Here is a 19,704-nt window from a genome sequence, read left to right on the forward strand (position 1 = left end):
TTGGCCAGCGAAGGGCCGTTTACGCCCCACTTGCGGACGTTCGGGGCACTTTCGGGAGCACCTGAACGCCGTCGTTCTTTCAGCTTGCCGCCAAATGACCGTTGGCGACCCCCAAGAACGGCCCCTCGGGTGCAATTGTGTTAGCTCTGGGTGCGTCCCAGCAATGTCGTGAGTACGGCCGACAGCGTCCGGAAAGGAAATGGCTTGTTGAGCACCGGACGCCCCGGATAGTCGGCACTCGTTCCCTTGTCGGTGTAACCTGTCGAGAACAGGAACGGCACGCCGCGCGCGACCAGGGCGTCGGCCACGGGATAGCTTCTCGTCCCAGACAGATTGATGTCCAGCAAAGCGAGGTCGAAAATCTGGGAGCTGATCAGGGCGAGCGCATCTGTCACCGTCGCCGCGGCCGTCACGGAACTGCATCCAAGTTCGCCGAGCATGTTCTCGATCGACATCAGGACCATCATCTCGTCCTCGACGACAAGCACGTGGCGATCGGAGAGAAGGTCATCCATTATCGATCCCCTTCGGCGCCGGCATGTCGATCGTGCAGATTGCCCCACCGGGCGCGAATTCAAGATGGACCTCGGCGCGCAGCTCATGTGCGAGACCGCGCTCGAGAACTTGAGACCCGAACCCTCTTATCGAAGGCGCTGCGACCGGTGGTCCGTTGCTTTCCTTCCAGACCAAAACAAGGCGCGCGCCGGCTGTGGAGGGCTGGAGCGACCATGAGATCCGGACCAGTCCGGTTTCACTTGAGAGCGCCCCATATTTCACGGCATTCGTCGCGAGCTCGTGAAACGCGATGCCCAAGGCCAAAGCCATGTTGGGCGGTACGCCGATATTGTCTCCCTCTATCGAAACGCGCTCCGACCAGCCCAAAGCCGCTCCGAACGGCTCCAGCGCCGCCTCGAGCAGATCGTGCAGTCCGGCTTCCTGCCAGCTGACCTGGGTCAGGAGGTCATGCGAACGCGACAGAGCAAAGACCCGCGATTCGATGGCTTCGCGCAGGGCCTCAGGGTCGAGCGACGCTTTTAGCGCCTGTGAGACGATCGACTGGACCGTGGCCAAGGTGTTTTTGACCCGATGGTTCAGTTCGTCGATGAGCAACTTTGCATGTGCCCGCTCTTCCCTGTGTCTAGTGAGATCGACGAGAGAGACGAAATGCTGCACGACCTCGCCGCCTTCGTCGCAGACCGGACTTACAAAGGTAGAAGCCCAGAAGGCGCTCCCGTCTTTGCGGCGATATGGGATATCAAGAGTAGCGCCGCGCTGGCTGCCGAACTCCTGCCTGACTTCGGAAATGGTCGGCGCATCGGACCCTTCGTCAACCAGAGAGTCGAAGCTTATCCCGAGTAATTCTTCCCGATCATACCCGGTTAAGCCGAGAAAACTATCGTTCGCGAATATGATATGATTGCCGGCGCTTCGCGCGTCGGTAAATACCATCGGCATTCTGGTTTTCTGAGCAGCGACTACAAATGGACCGAGGTGTTTCCGAAAATTCTCAACCTCAGATTCGGCACTTTCCTGTTCATGAGAATCCAAGTTTTTCATAATAAATATTAATAACCTAGATTAGGCCGTTAACCAAGAATATTCCCAGATCCTCTTAAAATGTGAGTTGACGTCGGTTGAACGAAGACGCCGGATGAAGCATTGCCCGAAATTGATTGTAACAAAATCTGCGTCCGCCGAAAGCTAATGGGGGCCAACCTCAAACGAATGTTAGACGAAACATCGAAATTGATGTAATCGTTTGAAATCACCGACAGCTTCTGGCCAAACGATGACTGAGAGACCGCGACGCGCTCCCGCCTAAACGGAGCGCGTATATCCGATTATCCTAAAACTGATCTTAGTCCGATGTTGAAACAGTTGGAGCAGTCGGCTCGGCTCCCCGCGTCGGATCGCACCGCGATCCTGGCTCTTCCTCACTTCATCCGGAACCACGGCACGGGTGAATTCATCATCCGGGAAGGAGATGAGGCATCCCATTCGTGCGTGCTGCTTTCCGGCTTTGCCGTCCGGCATAAACTCACGGGAAGTGGTGCCCGCCAGATCCTTTCACTCCATTTGGAAGGTGATCTGGTCGACCTCCAGAACTCGCTGCTCGGTTTTGCGGATCACAACGTGGAAACGCTCTCTCCCGTCGAGGCGGCATATATTCCGGTGAGCGTGATTACCGCTATCGCCGCGAACCACCCAGTGGTCGGCAAAACCATGTGGCGCGAGTGGGTTCGACCTGAATATGCGTGGATCACACGGCGTTGTTCTCCAGATTGATTGATCGATCATACTAACCTAAGTTAGCCAATCGCTGACCAACGTCTCAGGGTGTCAGCGACTGAGAGACAGTAGGGCTCCCCCTTTTTGCGGATGGAAAAGCCCATGCCCCGATATTTTTTCGACATCGTAGACGGCGAAGATCTTCCCGACGCGCAGGGTTCGATGCACGCGGACCTAGCGGCGGCGCGCGTCGAAGCGGTTCGCTATGCCGCGGAGGTTTTGAAGGAGATGCCAGAGCGATTCTGGAATTGTGAGCAGTGGACGATGTCTGTCTACGACTACAACCGCCTTCCACTGTTCACCCTGAAATTCCTAGCCGAGGATCTCGGCCGGATTTCTCCGCAGGCCGATCCCGTCTCCTAGCTAAATGCCCGTTTGGTCAACGATGATTGGCCACGCGCCCACTGGTTGCGCGGTCAGCTGAATCCCGAGCACTGGCAAATGATCGAACGTCAGGCGACCGGCTTCGCCACAACCCGGCATCAAAAGCTGGTGGAAGTCGCGTCGCCCGTGGCACTCCGAAGAGTTCCCGAACTGGTACGAGGGGCTTCCCGCAGCCGATGGTCGTGCGACGTACGGTGAGGCGTGCTGAAGGCGGGAAGTCGTCATTCGTGGCCTGCATCGAACCGAGACCGCTGCCCCGCGAACTGCCTGAGAGTCCGCAAGGGGTCGTTAGCCGCCATTCCCGGAGGTCCGACCCGGAACGGCAGCTATTGGGCGTTCGGTTCCCAAAAGCTGTCGGTCTGCAAACCACCATTCCCGGACGTTCGCTGGCGATCATCGGCGTGACCGCTTCTGAACGGCGGGAAGCGGCGGTTAGCTGCCGTTGGTTATTGCCAAGCGCTCTGCTTCGATAGCCAGAGCGGCAAGTTCATCTCGTTCCTCGGCGCCGACGGGCAGCGCTACGAGGGCAGCGCGCCGCCGAAGATGATCCACCTCACAGTCTCGCAGAGGACAGGACGTAAAATCGTCCCAATCCCAATCACCGCCCGAACCGTCGAGAAAAGCACGGATCGTCAGTGCGGCGTGTGCGGCTTCCTGCTGTCGATCTCTCATGCCATGAGCCTAACTGCATGCGGCAAATGTTCGCAATTGAGCGTTAGCCGGCGTTCGAGCGAATTAGCGACGAATGACTGCTTTCTGCCCTTTCACCCCGAAAGCGGACCGACCTCAATCCACCAGTTGCGGTCGTTCATCCAATCGTTCGGATTCCACATTGCGGACCGGCGGGGATGCGGCGATCATCGTTGGCATGACAAACCGATGGTTTGAACTTTTCATGGCGTTTGTGCTGGCAATCGGCGCGATTGGCCAGCTCGTAACGGGCCAGATTCAGTTGCCCGGAGGTCCGCCCGATTGGCGCCAGGTTGACCGACATGCTGATCCCGGCCGGTTCTGGGCGTTCTTTGTCGGCACAAGTATCGTTGCGATCGCACTCGCTATCGATGGCAGCTTTCATCTTATGTGAGCCGGAACCGACCGGACCGCTTTCCACCAGTTGCGGACATTCTGCGATGACCCAATTGCGGGCGCTTTGGACCGGCAGCCAATGGTGGATTCCTGCCTTACCGGTTTTAGGCGATGAAGCCCGGATAGCGGACATTCGGGTACCGATCTCGATCGGCGCCAGCGCACCCACTTTCGGACATTCTACCTACTCAAGACGGAGCCCCACAGCAGACGTTCGTTCATGCATCTACACACGCGGCTGGCTGCCGCCGCGCACTGCGTCGGTTGATGACGACCTGCAACCCCGCGCTAAATCCCAAAGCATCACATAACGAGTTGCCCGCCGATCGCCCCTTCGAGGGAGCCATGCCAGCCGGCAAGTGCAGTTTACGATGGCGACGCATGCGGGCGCCGACAGAACCGAAGCCGAGCAACATCATCGCCCAGGTGGCCGTCTCCGGCACGGCGGCATTGGTAGGCGTGAAGGTGAAGTTGATTCGCGGCGGTGGCATGCGGGGATCCACCGTTCCGTCTCCGCGGAATGCGCCTGTCCCGCCGGCGAACCGCCCGGTGCCGCCCAAGATCGTATAGTTGAACACCTGGTTGAACGTGCCGTCGCCGGCCGCCACTGCCTGTCCGACGATCGTGCCGTCAAACTGGTCGCTGTCGAAGAATACGGAGAAGATGCCGTGGACCGGCCCCGTTGCTCCGGTGATGCAAATCGAATGACTGTAGGTGAAGGCACCCAGGGACGACTGGCCGGATGAATTCGGACGCGCGATCATTCCGCGCAACGGCAGCGGCGCGCAACTCGCATCGGGCATCACCGTCGCAGTTGCACTCAGCGTGCCGCTGAAGTCGATCACCGCCGCGCTCGCCGGAACCCCGTTTAGACAGGCCGCCAGCAGGAGCGCCGTTCCTGCCGTAGTTGACCTACTGATCTTGAACATTCTCATCTTGAAACTCCCAGATCATAATCAGTGCGGCTCGTTCGCCCACCGACACCGCATGTTGATGGGCGCTGGAAAAAGGTGAATGATGCCGATCTGATCTTTGGCTGATGGATTTCCGGGGACGGGCCGATCGTGAACCCTTGGACAGACAAGGATGTTACTTCGCTCGCGCATTGCGGAGACCTGCGGCTGGGCGCGACCATCGTCCGACCCTCGATCCGCAGCCTGGACGGCCCGGAAGGCTCGATCAGGGTAGAGCCGCGAGTCATGCAGGTCCTTGTCGCTCTGGCAGACGGCACGGTTCGCACACGAGACCAGTTGGAACATCTGTGCTGGAACGGCCAGCTTGTGGGGGAAGACGCGCTCAATCGCGCGATCTTCGAGCTGCGGCGCGCAGCCAAGGCGATTGCCGCCGGTTTCAGTATCGAGACGATTCCCCGGATCGGCTACAGGCTGATTGAAGAAGCGCGCGATGCTTCTGTGCCCAAGGGCGGTTCACCGGTCGAAGTAGCGCCGGAGACAAGAGCGCGGAGGATTTCACGCCGGGGCCTGCTCGCAGGCGGCGCGGTCTCGGCTACGCTCGCGGGCCTCGGCGTAGCGGCGATCATAAACTCGAAACCCGATGCGCGGCTCGCCTCTCTTCTCGATCGCGGTCGACAGGCGCTGCGCGAAGAACTGCCGGACGAGAGGGATCAAGGGGTCCGATTCCTGAAGCAAGCGACGGAACTTGACCCAGATCGAGCCGAGGGCTGGGGCCTGCTTGCGCTCGCTTACCGCAACACCGCCGAGAATGCAGAGCCCGCCAACGTCTCCAATGCGGTTCGTGAAAGCGAAGCGGCGGCAAGGCGTGCACTGGCGCTCGACCCGAGGGAGGGCAACGCGCTCACGGCACTGGCGACGATCCGTCCTTATTTCGGCGACTGGGTTGCGGCGGAAGATCGACTGCGTCGGGTGCTTGCCATCGCGCCGGATAACCAAGCAGCCATGAACCACCTCGTTACTTTGCTACAATCCGTGGGGCTGGATCGCGCATCGTGGGATTGGAACGAGAAGGTTCTTGCCCAAGACCCGCTTTCGCCGATTCCGCAGTTCCGGCGGGCCTACAAGCACTGGATTTTTGGCAATGTGGCGGCCGCGGATCAAGTGAGCGATCGCGCGCTCCAGCTTTGGCCGCGCCATCCGGCAGTCTGGAACGCGCGCCTGCTGATCTTCGCCTTTACCGGACGCCCCGCCGCGGCGCTGGCAATGATCGAGGATGTGGCAAGCCGGCCGGCGACGTTTGGCGGCCCGGCGCTGGCGCAATGGCGGGCATCGCTGATTGCGCTCCAGACCCGTTCGACCCGGGATGTCGCAGCGGCGCGTGCGCTGAATCTGGAGCTCGCGCCGCGCAGCCCAGGCTTCGCAGTCAATGCGATCCTCATTCTATCGGCGCTTAATGATCTAAATGCGGCTTTCGCAGTCGCTGAAGGGCTGTTGTTGCGGCGCGGGCAGTTTGTCGTAACGCTGTGGACGGGCCACGGACAGATGCCCGTCAACGACTTGCGCTGGCGACGGACACAACCTCTGTTCATCCCGGCCACCGCGAACATGCGGGCAGACCCGCGATTCGGCGGACTATGTCGCGAGATCGGCCTGGCTGCCTATTGGGATCAGCGCGGCGTTACTCCGGATTACGTCACACGAACGACTTGAGGTCCGATTTTCGATGTCCGGATCGTCGCGGGCTATAAATGGACGGATCGGAAAAGGCCGCGGCAGCGGTGCCAACCGATTCCGCGTCGCGGCCAGTATGCTTTTAGTCGGTGCGTTTCGCTCGGATAGTTCGCAATCAGACTTGATTCCCCGAAACCGGCCGTCTGCCTTCGGCCAGGTTCCGCCATTCGCTTAACAGTCGAAAGCCCACACAGGAAGGATGGCAGCTTTTGGCGATCCGGTCCTGATAGCCGTCGGTCCGCTAGCAGCCAGCTTGTGCCGAAAAGCAGCAAGTCGAACGGCGGCTTTCGGGCACCGCGACGAGCGCGAGAAACGGCAGACTTTGGGCGCGTTGCGGCCGCAGAGGAAATTAAGCCGCCCGGGACACGATCGGCACGAGCGCGCGCGCGACCAGCTCGTCGAGCCCTTCGGTGATGTAGCGCGAGTAATGCTGCTCGATCATCGCGACCGAAGTGTCGTGCAAGGCGGCGACCAGCCGGATGGGCAGGCCGGCGCGAAGCCCTCGCACGATCAAGCTGTGGCGCAGCGCATAGGGGATCGTGGCGACCGGCAGGCCGGCCTCGGCGACCGCGCGCTTCCACAGCCGGGTCACTTCGGACGGCGTCGACCAGGGGCCGCGGTCCACCCTCTCCCACTTCATCGGCCCGACCTGGCGGTGACGCCAGCGCTCCAGAAGCGGCGCCGAGGCCGGCCGGCCGGCGACGATCGGGGCGAGTGCCGCCAGCGTGTCCCTGCCGACCACGACCCGCACATATTGGAGCACGCGCTTCTTGCCCTTGAGCGACTGCGGGATCATCAGCCGGCCGTGTTCGGTCTGGACGTCGTGGACCTTCATGCGGGCGAGCTGCGAAAAGCGCGCGCCGGTGGCGGCGAGCAGGACGACCAACCGCCCAAAATCCTCGTCGAGCGCCAGCGAGGCGGCGACGATCCGGCGGACGGCATCGTCGCTGAGGATCTGGTTGTCGCAGGCAGCGGCGGCGAGCAGCTCGGGCGCATCGAGCTTGAGCCCGTATTTGATGACGATGGGAAAATCGGCCGGGAGGGAGCGCCGGTGGACATGGACGGCGGCGTTGAGCGCTGCCTTGAAATCGTTGACGATGCGCTGGAGCGTCGAGGGCGGCAGGCGGCGGTGGCGAAGCTGCCAGGCGAGCAGGTCGCTCTCGGCGAGATCGCACAGGCGCACGGGCGAGAGCTTGCGGTCTTCGAGCACATGGTTGGTGAAGTTGTAGTGGGCGTCGGAGTTGATCTGGCGGCCGGCCTGCGAGGCGCGGCGCGCGGCGCGCACTGCGATATAGGCGTCGACGGCGGCCGCGACGGTGATTTCGGGATCGCTTTCGGGGGCCCCTCCCCGCTTCTGGAGGTCGATCCAGCGCTGGGCTTTCTCGTTGGCCTGGCGGAAGTCGAGGATCTCGATGCCGTCGGCCTCGTGCACGTCGTCGGCCTCGCCGATGATCGCGCGGACATAGTCTTGGGTCTTGGCATTTTGGGCAATGGTAGCGCGCGGCCCAGGAGCCTTTGGTCTCGCCGCGGAAATAGCCGACATGGGCGCCTTCGGAGAGCATGCGCCAATAGGGTTTGTCGCGCGGCTTCAGCCTTGCCCGCGCGGTCTTGGCCTAGATCCTGACTTCCTTGAGCGAGCGCGCCATTTCCCTGCGCCTGCAAATCTGGCCGGAATACTAGCCAAACCTGCCCGGACGCGCAAGGAGCTTGTCAGCCTAAGTTGTTGATTTTCAAGGCGCTCGAGCACGTCCGAAGGCGTTTTTGGGAGGCTCTTTCACGACTGAAACACGGGTTCGATTCCCGTAGGGGTCACCAAGTATTTCAATGACTTAGCGGAAATAATCGCCGATTTTCGGGCGATTTATCTCATATTTCTCTCCTAAAGATTCTGGAACGTCCGGGGATTGCCTCGGACCTGATTGCAAGCTCACGATCGGGCGAATCAGCGGCGATCTCAGCAGAGGGACTTAGGGACATCCCGAGCCGGACTTGAGCGGAAGCTCCATCAAGAAGGCGAGCGTACATCGAGGGATCCCTAGGCCCGGGCCCGTCGCAGGTTCGAGTGTCTTTCGCCGCCCGCCTGACAGTTGCTGGCGAGCTGCGCACTTGGGCTGGGCAGTAACCCAGTAGTTTAGTCTGCCGGGACAGGTGCGGTACTGGGGCGCATGATCAACGCATAGGGAAGCTGACATTCCGTCGCGATCGCATCGCCCCCGCTGACTTGCGCTCGCATCAGCAAATCCACTGCGGTGGACCCCATCTCGGCATTGGGTTGACGCACCGTAGTGAGTTGGGGCCACGCCATGCGTGCGATCGGTGCATCGTCGAATCCCGCCACGGAAAGCTGTTCCGGCACAGCAATGCCGTGGCGCATCGCCACGACCAATACGGCGAGCGCCATCTCGTCATTTCCCGCGAATACGGCGGTCGGACGATTCGAATGACCTAAGAGCAACTCAGCAGCCTCGAGACCGGAGCGGAATGAAAAATCACCCTGGAGCACCCACGTGTCCGCCACCGCTAAACCCGCCTCCGTCATCGCTGCGCAGAATCCCTCAAATCGGCGCGCCGCGGCGTGGTGGGTCGGGTTGCCCTGGATAAAGGCGATATCGCGATGGCCCATGGCAACCAGCCGCACCGTCATCTCGCGCGCCGCACCGTAGTCGTCCATGTGCACTCTTGGCGTTCGACCAGGAAAATCGCCGGGCGCGATGCGAACAACGGGTACTTGGTGCTGATCGAGCAGGTCGAGTAACTCGGGCAGGTCGCAAAGCGGTGGGGTAAGTATCGCACCACCCAGCCGCACGACGCGCAGCGTCGCATCGCACTGCTCCAGCCAATCGGCGCGGTCAGGCTCGATCTGCTCGATCACCAGATGGTAACTGAGCGCACGACAGCGCGTGAGCGCGCCGCGCTGGATGTCTGCGGCATAGCCCGAAGCCGGATCGTCGAAGAACAGGCCGATCAAGAAGGAACGTGAGCTCGAAAGTCCGCGGGCAAAGGCATTTGGCCGATAGCCGAGCTCATCGACCACCTTCTGCACTGCCTCACGCAGTTCCGCGCGCACATAGGATTCACCGTTGATCACGCGCGAGACCGTTTTCGGGGATACGCCCGCGCGCGCCGCAACGTCCTTGATGGTGATGATGGTCATATCGTGACGTCAACCTTACGGCTCGGTTACACTTCCGGCAATCTGCGGGAATGGATGCCGGTCGAGGCGTCAATCGACGGGCGCTCGAGCTGGTGCCTGGGGTCGGTGGGGAGCCTTGCCCGCGCGGACATTATCGCCGTGGCGGGACAATGCAACGCGTGCGCCCGGCAAGGTTGACATCGATGTCAGATCGAGTCAGACATCGCTGTCAGATCCCGAGATCGGGACGATGCGCTTCCGCTAAAGGAAGCATTGGAGGGGGTATGCACAACGAGTGCACCGTTGCGTTTCGCGCAATTCGCGCCCTTCTTCCGCATAGTCCCGGCCGTATTGACGGTCATCCGTTTAGTCACCCCTCCGACCACCCCAAAGCGTCGGATATTCGCGGCCATCGCCTGATCTTCGGGCGATGGCCGCGCTTTTTTTTCGTGATGGATCGGACCGCCGACGGCGGTGCCGCCGCAACGAGCCCTCTGATGGAATTTTGTCGATAGATGACCCTGAAGCACGCCTCGATCGCAGTCGCCCTGCTGATGTCCGCCGCCCCTGTCGCCTTGACCGCGCAACAGGTTCCGCAGGCGAGTGAGGCGCAGCAATGGCTCGACAAGAGTCTTACCGCCGAGGCGCGGGCGGGCGCGCTGGTGAAAGCGATGACGCGCGAGGAAAAGCTGCGCTATGTCCACGGGCTGTTCCCGCCGCGCATCGATCCGCAGCCGAGCGACATGATTCCTTCGGCCGGCTATGTGCCCGGCGTGCCACGTCTCGGCATTCCCACGTTGCGCGAAAGCGACGCCAGCCTCGGCGTTGCGAACCAGGTGGAGCAGCGCAAGGGCGATACGGCGACCGCCCTGCCCTCCGCCCTCACTACCGCAGCGACCTTCGATCCCGAATATGCGCGGCTTGGCGGCGCGATGATCGGGGCAGAGGCTCGCGCCAAGACTTTCAATGTGCTGCTCGCCGGCGGCGTAAACCTCACGCGGGACGCCTGGAACGGCCGCAACTTCGAATATCTGGGCGAGGATCCGCTTCTGGCCGGCGCTATGGCCGGCGCAGCGGTGCAAGGCGTTCAATCGAACAACATCGTTTCGACGGTGAAGCATTTCATCCTCAACAGCCAGGAAACCGGCCGCTCGGTCCTCAATGCCCGAATCGACGAAGCGGCGCTGCGCGAGAGCGACCTGCTCGCGTTCGAGATCGCGATTGCCGTGGGCCGTCCGGGATCGGTGATGTGCGCCTACAACCGCATAGACGGCGATTATGCCTGCGAAAGCCATCGCATGCTGACCGACGTGCTTCGGGGCGACTGGAAATATTCCGGCTGGGTGATGAGCGACTGGGGCGCCGTGCATTCGACCGAGAAGGCGGCACTGGCGGGGCTCGACCAGCAATCGGGCCAAGAGCTCGACAAGCTGATCTATTTTGGTGCGCCACTGCAGGCGGCGATCGCGGAAGGCCGCGTTCCCGAGGCGCGGCTCGACGAGATGGTGCACCGCATTCTTGTCGGCGTGATCGCGAGCGGCCTCTATGATCATCCGACGCCGGCGACCGCCCAGCCGATCGATTACAAGGCGCATGCCGACGTGGCGCAGCGCGTCGCCGAGGCGGGAATCGTCCTGCTGCGCAATGAAGGCCAGGTGTTGCCGCTGGCCAGACAGGCGAAGCGCATCGTCCTGATCGGCGGCCACGCGGATGTCGGCGTGCTCTCGGGCGGCGGATCGAGCCAGGTCCGCTCCGTGGGCGGCGTGCCGGTGGAGATCCCGCTGACCAGCGGCGCGGCGGCGTCGTTCGCGCGCGTGACGTGGCATAGCTCGTCACCGCTCCGCGCGATCCGGGTGCTCGCGCCGCAGGCGCAGGTGACCTATGTCGACGGCAGCGATCCCGCCGCGGCGGCGGCTGCCGCGCGCAATGCCGATATCGCGATCGTCTTTGCGACGCAGTGGACCACCGAAGCCCAGGATCCGCCCTCTCTCTCGCTGCCGGACAATCAGGACGCACTTATCGCGGCGGTAGCGAAGGCAAATTCGAAGACCGTCGTGGTGCTGGAGACCGGCGGCCCGGTGCTGATGCCGTGGCTCGAACAGGTCCCGGCGGTCGTCCAGGCCTGGTATCCCGGCCAGCGCGGCGGCGAGGCGCTCGCCGCGATCCTGTTCGGCGACGTAAACCCTTCGGGCAGGCTCCCGATCAGCTTCCCCCGCACGGTGGAGCAATTGCCCCGGCCCACACCGGTCGTGCCGGCCGGCGGAACACCCGATTCGGCGAGCAACGCCGGCGCCGGCGATGGCAGTGCGCTCCCTGCATGGGATGTCGATTACGGCGAAGGCGCCAATGTCGGCTATCGCTGGTACGCCGCGAAGAACGACAAGCCGCTGTTTCCGTTCGGCTACGGCCTCAGCTATTCGACGTTCGGCTTTTCCGGCGCCAAATTCGCGGGCGGTGCGGCACCGAGTGTGACCTTCACCGTGCGCAACGACGGCAAGCGCGCCGGGGCGGTGGTGCCGCAGCTCTATGTCGCCGCGCCTGATGGTTCGCCGCTGCGATTGGCAGGCTGGAAGCGCCAGACGCTCGCGCCGGGCGAGGCCGCGCGCGTCACGATCACCGCCGATCGCTACGCCCTTGCCCGCTGGCGAGCGGGATGGAAGATCGCCGGTGGAAAGTATCGTTTGTCGTTAGCGCAAGATAGCGAGCACGTCATTGCCAATGCATTGGTCGATATTGAAGCAGGTTTCGTCGAAAAATGACTCATTTGAGGGAGCTTTCTGCCGTTATCACTTGACAACGTTGTCGTTTTATTTTTGTTAAACTGGATAGGTCCATCGAAAATCAAGCCGACCGGCAGTGTCGGCATGGGAGGGATGTATGAAGAACTTCAAGCAATTGACGCTAAGCCGCACCGTTTCTTTGGCCGCACTCGCCGCGGCTCTCGCAATGCCCGGCATTGCCGCGGCGCAGACCGCGGACGCGCCGGCCGCAGATGCCCAGGCTAGCGACGCGCAGGCGCCGGACGACCAGAACACGGACATCGTCGTGACCGGCGTGCGCGCATCGCTCGAACGCTCGATCGCGATCAAGCGTGACTCGAACGGCATCGTTGATGCGATTTCCGCGGAGGATATCGGCAAGTTCGCCAACACGAACCTCGCGGAATCGCTCCAGCGCATCACCGGCGTGTCGATCGACCGCGTGAACGGCGAAGGTTCGACCGTCACGGTCCGCGGCTTTGGCGCGCAATACAATCTCGTGACCCTCAACGGGCGCCAGCTCGCCACGTCGAACATCGTCGCCGTCGGCGGCGACCAGAATGGCGACGGCGCAGGCGGCTTCGGCCGTTCGTTCGACTTTTCGAACCTCGCGTCGGAAGGCGTGAAGACGCTCGAGGTCTACAAGACCGGGCGCGCGGCGATTCCGTCGGGCGGCATCGGCGCAACGATCAACATCGCCGGCGTGCGGCCGCTGGACCAGAAGGCCGGCTTCACCGGTTCGCTCGGCGCCAAGGCGAGCTATGACACGAGCGCCGACGACTGCATCGAGTGCGGCAGCCACGTGACCCCCGAATTCTCGGGGATTGCGAGCTGGACCAACGAGGATCAGACCTTCGGCGTGACGCTGTTCGGCAGCTATCAGAAGCGCAACTTCAGCTTCCCGAGCCAGGCGAACAATTATTGGAACATGCCGACGCTGACGGACTTCCTCGATCCGTCGAAAGGCTTTGTGCGCTCGACGACGAAGATCAACAACATGCCGACCAACACCAATGTGCTGGTCGCGGTCCCCGACGATTACCGCCACCACTTCTCCGAAGCGAGCCGCGAGCGGTTGAATGGCCAGGCGGTCATGCAGTTCAAGCCGACCGACTCGCTGACGCTGACGGTGGACGGCCTCTATGCCCAGTTGCGCGAGTCCGAGCGGCGCTCGAGCCAGTCGAACTGGTTCAGCCGTCCGTTTGACGAAGTGACCTTCGACGACGCCAGCAACGGCATCGCGACGACGAAGTACCTCCATGAAACGCTTACGGGCGTGAAGGACGAAGGCTTCGAGAACGCCTATCGCGCGCAGAAGAACAAGCTGTACGACATTGGCGGCAACGTGAAATGGGATGTCGCCGACAATTTCTCTATCACCGCCGACGGCCATATCGGCAAGGCCGAGAGCTTGCCCGACAATCCCAACGGCCAGACTTCGACCACGGTGGCGTTCAACGGGAATATCGTAAGCTCGCACTCGCTGAGCTGGAGCGACGACGGTTTCCCGACCCAGACGATGACGATCAACGACTGCTATCAGCAGGTGTCGCCGACCGGTACGCCGTTCAAGAACGGCAATTGCAACGGCGTGTTCGATGCGGGCGATCTCTCGGCCGCAGTGCAGCGCCAGTTCGCCTCGACCCAGACGCAGGACATCAAGGAAGCGCGTATCGACGCCGGTTGGGATCTGGGCGGCGGCAGCCGCTTCGATTTCGGCGGCGACTATCGCACCACCGATACGCGCCAGACCCAGGTCAACACGCGCCAGGTGCTGGGCGACTGGAACAACGCGCTGCCGCCCGACGTCGCTGCGTTTGCGCCGGGCCTGGTCCAGCAATATTGCCTGGTCTGCCAGTTCCACCACAACAGTGCGATCACCGACGCCGTGAGCCAGATCGCCTGGCGGGCGCAGGACACCACCGCGCTCTACAACGCGCTCTACAACCACTATATCGGCATCACCAACGACGGCATCAACCACCAGAACAACCTCGACAACAACAGCGACAACCGCGTCAAGGAAGACATCTGGGCAGCCTATGCGCAGATGACCTGGAAGGGCGAGATCGCCGGCCGCAAGACCAGCCTGGTCGCCGGCGTGCGGTTCGAAAGCACCAAGGTGCATTCGACGTCGCTGCAGCAGGTACCGATCGCGGTGGTGTGGCAGGCCGATAACGACTTCACCGTCCTCAATTCGGCGGATCGCCAGGCGGTGACGGGCAAGGGCAGCTATAACAATCTGCTGCCGTCGTTCGACTTCCAGATCGAGCCGCTCGACAATGTGATCGCCCGCGTTTCGTACAGCAAGACGATCTCGCGCGCACCGTACGGCAATTTGTTCGCGTCGACGAGCGCTGGTGCGCTCAACAACCCGACTTCGCTGGGCGGTACGGCAAGCGGCTTCCAGAACGACACCGGTCTGAAGCCGCTGGATTCGGATAACTTCGACGTCTCGCTCGAATGGTATCCGCACAAGGACGTGTATCTGTCGGTCGGCTTCTTCGACAAGCGGGTGCACAACTTCATCGGCAACACGGTCGTGCAGCGTAACCTGTTCGGCCTGCGTGACCCGACTGCGGGCCCGAACGCAACCACGGCGCGCAACATCGTGACCGGGCTTGGCGGCGACATTACCAACGTCAACCTGTTCACCAGCGCTGCCGTGCTGCAGAAGTATAACGGCAACGTGGCCCAGGCGACGACGGAGCTGACCGCGAACTATTCGGCGGCCACGCGCACGTTCGACTCGACCTATATCAGCAACATCCTCGCCACGCTCGACGTCTCGCCGACCACGGGCGATCCGTTGCTGAACTTCGCGGTCAACACGCCGATCAACAACAAGGACGCGGAGATCTACGGCGTCGAAATCGCCGGCCAGTATTTCCTCGGCAATACCGGCCTCGGCATCGCGGCGAGCTACACGCTGGTCCGCGGCAATATCGGGTTCAACGTCACCGCGGATCCGAACGCGAACCAGTTCGCGCTGGTGGGCCTCAGCGACACGGCGAACGCGACGCTGATCTACGAGAAGTACGGGATCTCGGCGCGCCTCGCCTATAACTGGCGCGGCAAGTTCCTGAGCGACGTCAACCGCGGCGCCGCCCATAATCCCGTGTTCAGCGATCCGTACGGCCAGCTCGATCTGAGCCTGTCCTACGATCTCACGCGGAATATCTCGCTCACCTTCGAAGGCATCAACCTGCTGGAAGAAGGCGTGCGCAGCTACAGCCGCGATTACATCGACACCTGGTACGAAGCGGAAGGATCCGCCCGTTACCTGGCCGGTGCGCGCTTCCGCTTCTAAGCGGCCGCGACCAACATGACGGAAAGGCCGCTCCCCGGAGCGGCCTTTCTTGTCTATGCAAGGGGCCATCATGAGCCAGCCCGTACTTCTCAATAATGTCGATCACGCCGATCTACGCGTGGTGCTCGAGCGCCGCGCGGCGTTCGGCGATACGGTCAACCAAGCGGTGGTCTTCCCGACCGAATTCGAGGCACTGCAACGCGAATATGCGATTCTGTTCCGCCGTGACGCCGCCGGCGCCTGGCGCTCGACGGCCCTGCTCGGGCTCGATGCCGACGAGAATCTGTTCCTCGACGGCGAGCGCTGGGACGCGAACTATATTCCGGCGCTGATGCAGCGCGGCCCCTTCTCGATCGGCCTGCCGCGCCCTGGCGAGCCGGGCGAACCGATGATCCATATCGATCTGGAGCATCCCCGTATCAGCCGCAACGAAGGCGCGCCGCTGTTCCGCGATCATGGCGGCAACTCTCCCTATCTCGATCAGGTCTCCGGGGTCCTGCAGACGATCTTCGTCGGCGACCAGGCAGGCCCGGCGATGTTCGCGGCGTTCGAACGCGCCAACCTGCTCGAGCCCGTCATGCTCGACATCGAGCTCGAGCACGGTGCCCATTACAAGATTCCGGATTGCTATACCGTCGACGCCCAGCGCCTTGCGCAGCTCGACGGGCCCGCGCTCGCTGCGCTCCACCGCGACGACTTCCTGCGCTGTGCGATCTGGCAGAGCTCGTCGCTCGAAAACATCCGCCAGCTCGCTGCGCGGAAGGAACGGCGCCGGACCTGAAGCGCCTCCGATGTCTCACCCTCGCATGAACGGACCGAACCAATGACCGAAGCACCACGCAGCCGGGTCGTGATCGCTGGCGGAGGGACGGCAGGCTGGGTCGCCGCTGCGGCGCTGATCCGCCATTTCGGGCCGCTGCTCGACGTGACGCTCGTCGAATCGGATGCGATCGGCACGGTGGGCGTGGGCGAATCGACCATCCCCACGGCGCGCACCTTCCATGCGCTGCTCGGCATTCACGAGCACGTCTTCATGCGGGAGACGAACGCGACCTTCAAACTCGGCATCGCGTTCGAGAACTGGAATCGCGACGGGGATCGCTATTTCCATCCTTTCGGCACGATCGGGCGATCGCTGCCGCTTGCCGAGTTCCAGCATTTCTGGCTGGAAGCGCGCGGCCGCGGATTCGGTGGCGCCTATATCGATTATTCGCTCGAGGGCCAGGCGGCTGCGGCCGGCAAGTTCGCGCTCGGCGATCCCGCTCCGCTCGCTTATGCCTATCATCTCGACGCGACCGCCTATGCAAAGTTCCTGCGCTCGCTCGCCGAACCGGCCGGCGTGCATCGCGTCGAAGGTAAGATCACCAGCGTCGAGCGCGACAGCGAAAGCGGCGATATTGCTGCTTTGGTTCTCGACTCGGGCGTGCGCATCGAGGGCGATCTCTTCATCGACTGTACCGGCTTCCGCGCGCTGTTGATCGAGGGCGCGCTGGAAACCGGGTTCGACGACTGGGGCGAATGGTTGCCCACCGACAGCGCGTTCGCCGTGCAGTCGGAAACGACTGAGGCGCCGGTGCCCTATACCCGCGCGATCGCGCACGGCGCCGGCTGGCGCTGGCGCATCCCGCTGCAGCACCGCATGGGCAACGGCCTGGTCTATTCCAGCGCGCATCTTTCCGATGACGAAGCACGGTCCCGTCTGCTGGACGCGGTGCCAGGCAAGCCGCTCTTCGATCCGCGGCTGCTCCGCTACCGCACCGGCGCCCGGCGCAAGATGTGGAACCGGAATTGCGTATCGCTCGGCCTTGCGAGCGGCTTCATCGAGCCGCTCGAATCGACAAGCATTCACCTGGTGATGATCGCGGTCACGCGGCTGCTGCAGAATTTCCCGTTCCGCCGCGATACGGAAGCGCTCGCCGAGCGCTTCAATGTCCAGTCGCGCGCCGAGTGGGAGCATGTCCGCGACTTCATCATTCTCCACTACAAACTCAACCAGCGCGACGACACGGACTTCTGGCGCGAGCATGCGGCGCGGGCGATCCCGGATACCCTCGCCGAACGCATCGCGCTCTTCCGCGAAGCCGCGATCGCCTATCAGGGTTCGGACGATCTGTTCCGCATCGACAGCTGGAACGCGGTGATGATGGGCCAGGGCATCATGCCGCACGATCATCACCGCATGCCGGCCATGATGCCCAGCGCCGATCTGGAGCGCGCGCTGAGCGACCTGAGGGCGGGCATTGCGGCGACGCTGCCGACGCTGCCGAGCCACGCCGATTTCCTGGCGCAATATTGCGCACGGGCGGAGGGCAACGTTGCTTAGAATCCGCCAGTCGTCGGTTCCGCGAACTGCTGTTTGAGCGATGCAGTCAGGGACTTTGAACGCAGGGATATTGCGAGAGGCCAGCGATTCTCAAGGCTACATAATCTCGTACGTGAGGACGCTACGTTTTATCTCTCGCGTCACCGGCTAGCCTTGAACGCCTCCCAACGCGCCTGGCGCTCGTCGCGATACGCGGGATTGAGTTCGGCGATCATATCTCCGCGATACAATGGCAGGCCGCAGGTTTCGCACACCGGGCCCAATCCCGCCGGGCCGCCACAGGTCTGGTGGGTATAGTAGATCGCCCGGCCTTCCTCAGGCGACTTGCACCACGCCTCGCCCCAAGCGCGTAGCGCCAGGATCACCGGATAAAAGGCCTCGCCTTTCTCGGTCAGGTGATATTCGTGTCGCCGCGGCCGCTCGCTGTAGAGCCGCCGCTCGACCAGCCCATCGGCCTCAAGAGCCTTCAGGCGCGCCGCGACCATCTGCGGCGTGGCGCCCGTCTGCGCCTGAATTTCCTCGAAGCGATGACTGCGCATGAACAGCTCGCGGAGGATCACCACGGTCCAGCGATCGCCAACGACGGCCTCGCTGCGCGCAACCGGGCAGAGGGTTTGGGGAGCGTTATCATCCATAAATATAGTCACTTTTATTTTCATAGTCACTTGAAGCTATGATTGTCATAGCAAATATGGGCTGCCGTTGCAGCGGATGCAACCGGCCCGCTCCGACGGCCGAGATTCAGAAAGGAAATGACGATGGAAGCGTACCGCACCCATCCGAACGAGAAGCTTCTCTACACCGCCCGGACTCACACGATCGGTGGTCGCGAGCAGGGCCATGCCCAAAGCTCGGACGGTCAGCTCGACGTCCGGCTCTCGATCCCCGGCTCGAGCCGGCCCGGCACCAATCCCGAACAACTACTCGCAGCGGGCTGGTCGGCCTGTTTCGAAGGCGCGCTCGGCCGCGCGGCACGCGCGCACGGCGTCAAGCTTGAGACCGGTCCCGAGATCGATGCCGAGATCGACCTCAACCAGGCCGACGACGGCCTGTTCCTCCGCGCCCGGCTCTCGGTGACCCTGCCCGGCGTCGACCGCGCGGTCGCGGAGACGCTCATCGCTGAAGCCGAGCAAACCTGCCCCTATTCCAAGGCGCTGCGCGGCAATGTCGATGTCGCCATCACGCTGATCTGAAAGGATTTATCATGAACGACCATGAAATCGTCGATTCGAGCTTCTCCGCGATCATCAATGCGCCGCTCGACAAGATCGATCTGCCCAAATGGGCCTTCACGCTGCCCGAGCATGAATATCAGGGCGCCTCGCCCGCGCACGTCGCTGCTGGCTTCACCACCGCCCCAGATGGCAAGCGGATGTCGATCAATGTCGAGGTCATCGGCGGCAGCCCGATGGTGCAGCATTATGTCGAGACGCTGGGCGAGAAGCACCATCTGGTCCTGGAATCGGTCTCCGACGTGTTCACCCCCACCGGCCGCACCACGATCCACGTGCTGTGGGAACTGAGCGTCAAGGCGCTCGACGACGGACGCGTCGAGTTCACCAACCATGTCCGCTCGCGCGCGACTGAGGAGCATCTGGCGTTCCTCGATCGCCAGGGCATCCCCTTCGAGGTGTTCCGCGCGCAGCGCCAGCCCATGTCGATCGCCCATAACCAGGGCGAGACGCCGCTCTTCGCAGCCAGCATCGAACGCGCGGCGTTGGGGAACTAACCGCTTGTCGCGTCAATACTTCAAATCTGGAGGCGCCCTCCACACG

16 protein-coding genes are annotated in these 19,704 nt (G+C 62.6%); 9 read left to right on the plus strand and 7 right to left on the minus strand.

Annotated features, from left to right (window positions below):
- Window positions 1-140: 140 nt before the first annotated feature.
- Window positions 141-515: a response regulator gene (locus tag IAG41_RS07060; RefSeq protein WP_187727934.1), complete on the minus strand. Its 375-nt coding sequence runs from the start codon at window positions 513-515 to the stop codon at window positions 141-143.
- Window positions 508-1,455, minus strand: coding sequence for an HWE histidine kinase domain-containing protein (locus IAG41_RS07065; protein ID WP_187727935.1), 948 nt, complete (start codon window positions 1,453-1,455; stop codon window positions 508-510). Before IAG41_RS07065 ends, IAG41_RS07060 begins: the two co-directional genes overlap by 8 nt.
- A gap of 411 nt (window positions 1,456-1,866) precedes the next feature.
- Between IAG41_RS07065 and IAG41_RS07070 the strand changes: the two genes are divergently transcribed.
- A complete protein-coding gene (locus IAG41_RS07070; protein ID WP_187727936.1) occupies window positions 1,867-2,286 on the plus strand; it encodes a Crp/Fnr family transcriptional regulator in 420 nt (139 codons plus the stop codon).
- Window positions 2,287-2,391: 105 nt separating this feature from the next.
- A complete protein-coding gene (locus tag IAG41_RS07075; protein ID WP_187727937.1) occupies window positions 2,392-2,652 on the plus strand; it encodes a DUF6894 family protein in 261 nt (86 codons plus the stop codon).
- Between the two features lie 829 nt (window positions 2,653-3,481).
- Here IAG41_RS07075 and IAG41_RS07080 read toward each other — a convergent pair.
- Window positions 3,482-3,928, minus strand: a complete 447-nt coding sequence (locus IAG41_RS07080) for a hypothetical protein (RefSeq protein ID WP_187727938.1) — start codon at window positions 3,926-3,928, stop codon at window positions 3,482-3,484.
- A 49-nt stretch (window positions 3,929-3,977) separates the two neighbouring features.
- The gene (locus tag IAG41_RS07085) at window positions 3,978-4,694 is read right to left on the minus strand and encodes a PEPxxWA-CTERM sorting domain-containing protein (protein WP_262408535.1); all 717 of its coding nucleotides are present in this window, start codon (window positions 4,692-4,694) and stop codon (window positions 3,978-3,980) included.
- 264 nt (window positions 4,695-4,958) lie between these two features.
- Between IAG41_RS07085 and IAG41_RS07090 the strand changes: the two genes are divergently transcribed.
- On the plus strand, window positions 4,959-6,383 hold the full coding sequence (locus tag IAG41_RS07090) for a hypothetical protein (RefSeq protein WP_187727939.1): 1,425 nt from the start codon (window positions 4,959-4,961) through the stop codon (window positions 6,381-6,383).
- A 370-nt stretch (window positions 6,384-6,753) separates the two neighbouring features.
- Here IAG41_RS07090 and IAG41_RS07095 read toward each other — a convergent pair whose 3' ends face one another.
- Together IAG41_RS07095 and IAG41_RS07100 are read right to left on the minus strand one after the other, a co-directional pair.
- Window positions 6,754-7,947, minus strand: a complete 1,194-nt coding sequence (locus IAG41_RS07095) for a tyrosine-type recombinase/integrase (protein ID WP_187727940.1) — start codon at window positions 7,945-7,947, stop codon at window positions 6,754-6,756.
- Window positions 7,948-8,535: 588 nt separating this feature from the next.
- Entirely contained in the window at window positions 8,536-9,558 is a 1,023-nt protein-coding gene (locus tag IAG41_RS07100; RefSeq protein ID WP_187727941.1) for a LacI family DNA-binding transcriptional regulator, read from the minus strand.
- Window positions 9,559-10,052: 494 nt separating this feature from the next.
- On the opposite strand from IAG41_RS07100, the gene IAG41_RS07105 reads away from it, so the two are divergent.
- From IAG41_RS07105 to IAG41_RS07120, 4 genes are all read left to right on the plus strand, one after another.
- A complete protein-coding gene (locus tag IAG41_RS07105; protein ID WP_187727942.1) occupies window positions 10,053-12,296 on the plus strand; it encodes a beta-glucosidase in 2,244 nt (747 codons plus the stop codon).
- 118 nt (window positions 12,297-12,414) lie between these two features.
- Window positions 12,415-15,606: a TonB-dependent receptor gene (locus tag IAG41_RS07110; RefSeq protein WP_187727943.1), complete on the plus strand. Its 3,192-nt coding sequence runs from the start codon at window positions 12,415-12,417 to the stop codon at window positions 15,604-15,606.
- Window positions 15,607-15,676: 70 nt separating this feature from the next.
- Window positions 15,677-16,387: a SapC family protein gene (locus IAG41_RS07115; protein WP_187727944.1), complete on the plus strand. Its 711-nt coding sequence runs from the start codon at window positions 15,677-15,679 to the stop codon at window positions 16,385-16,387.
- A gap of 42 nt (window positions 16,388-16,429) precedes the next feature.
- The gene (locus IAG41_RS07120) at window positions 16,430-17,929 is read left to right on the plus strand and encodes a tryptophan halogenase family protein (RefSeq protein ID WP_187727945.1); all 1,500 of its coding nucleotides are present in this window, start codon (window positions 16,430-16,432) and stop codon (window positions 17,927-17,929) included.
- 140 nt (window positions 17,930-18,069) lie between these two features.
- Here IAG41_RS07120 and IAG41_RS07125 read toward each other — a convergent pair whose 3' ends face one another.
- Window positions 18,070-18,564 carry a winged helix-turn-helix transcriptional regulator gene (locus IAG41_RS07125; RefSeq protein WP_187727946.1) on the minus strand — a complete coding sequence of 165 codons (495 nt, stop codon included), beginning with the start codon at window positions 18,562-18,564 and terminating at the stop codon, window positions 18,070-18,072.
- Between the two features lie 123 nt (window positions 18,565-18,687).
- Between IAG41_RS07125 and IAG41_RS07130 the strand changes: the two genes are divergently transcribed.
- Both IAG41_RS07130 and IAG41_RS07135 read left to right on the plus strand, forming a co-directional pair.
- Window positions 18,688-19,122: an organic hydroperoxide resistance protein gene (locus IAG41_RS07130; RefSeq protein ID WP_187727947.1), complete on the plus strand. Its 435-nt coding sequence runs from the start codon at window positions 18,688-18,690 to the stop codon at window positions 19,120-19,122.
- An 11-nt stretch (window positions 19,123-19,133) separates the two neighbouring features.
- A complete protein-coding gene (locus tag IAG41_RS07135; RefSeq protein WP_187727948.1) occupies window positions 19,134-19,658 on the plus strand; it encodes a hypothetical protein in 525 nt (174 codons plus the stop codon).
- The last annotated feature ends 46 nt before the right edge of the window (window positions 19,659-19,704 follow it).

Origin of the sequence: Sphingomonas sp. JC676, assembly GCF_014489075.1 — a bacterium.
GTDB lineage: Bacteria > Pseudomonadota > Alphaproteobacteria > Sphingomonadales > Sphingomonadaceae > Sphingomonas.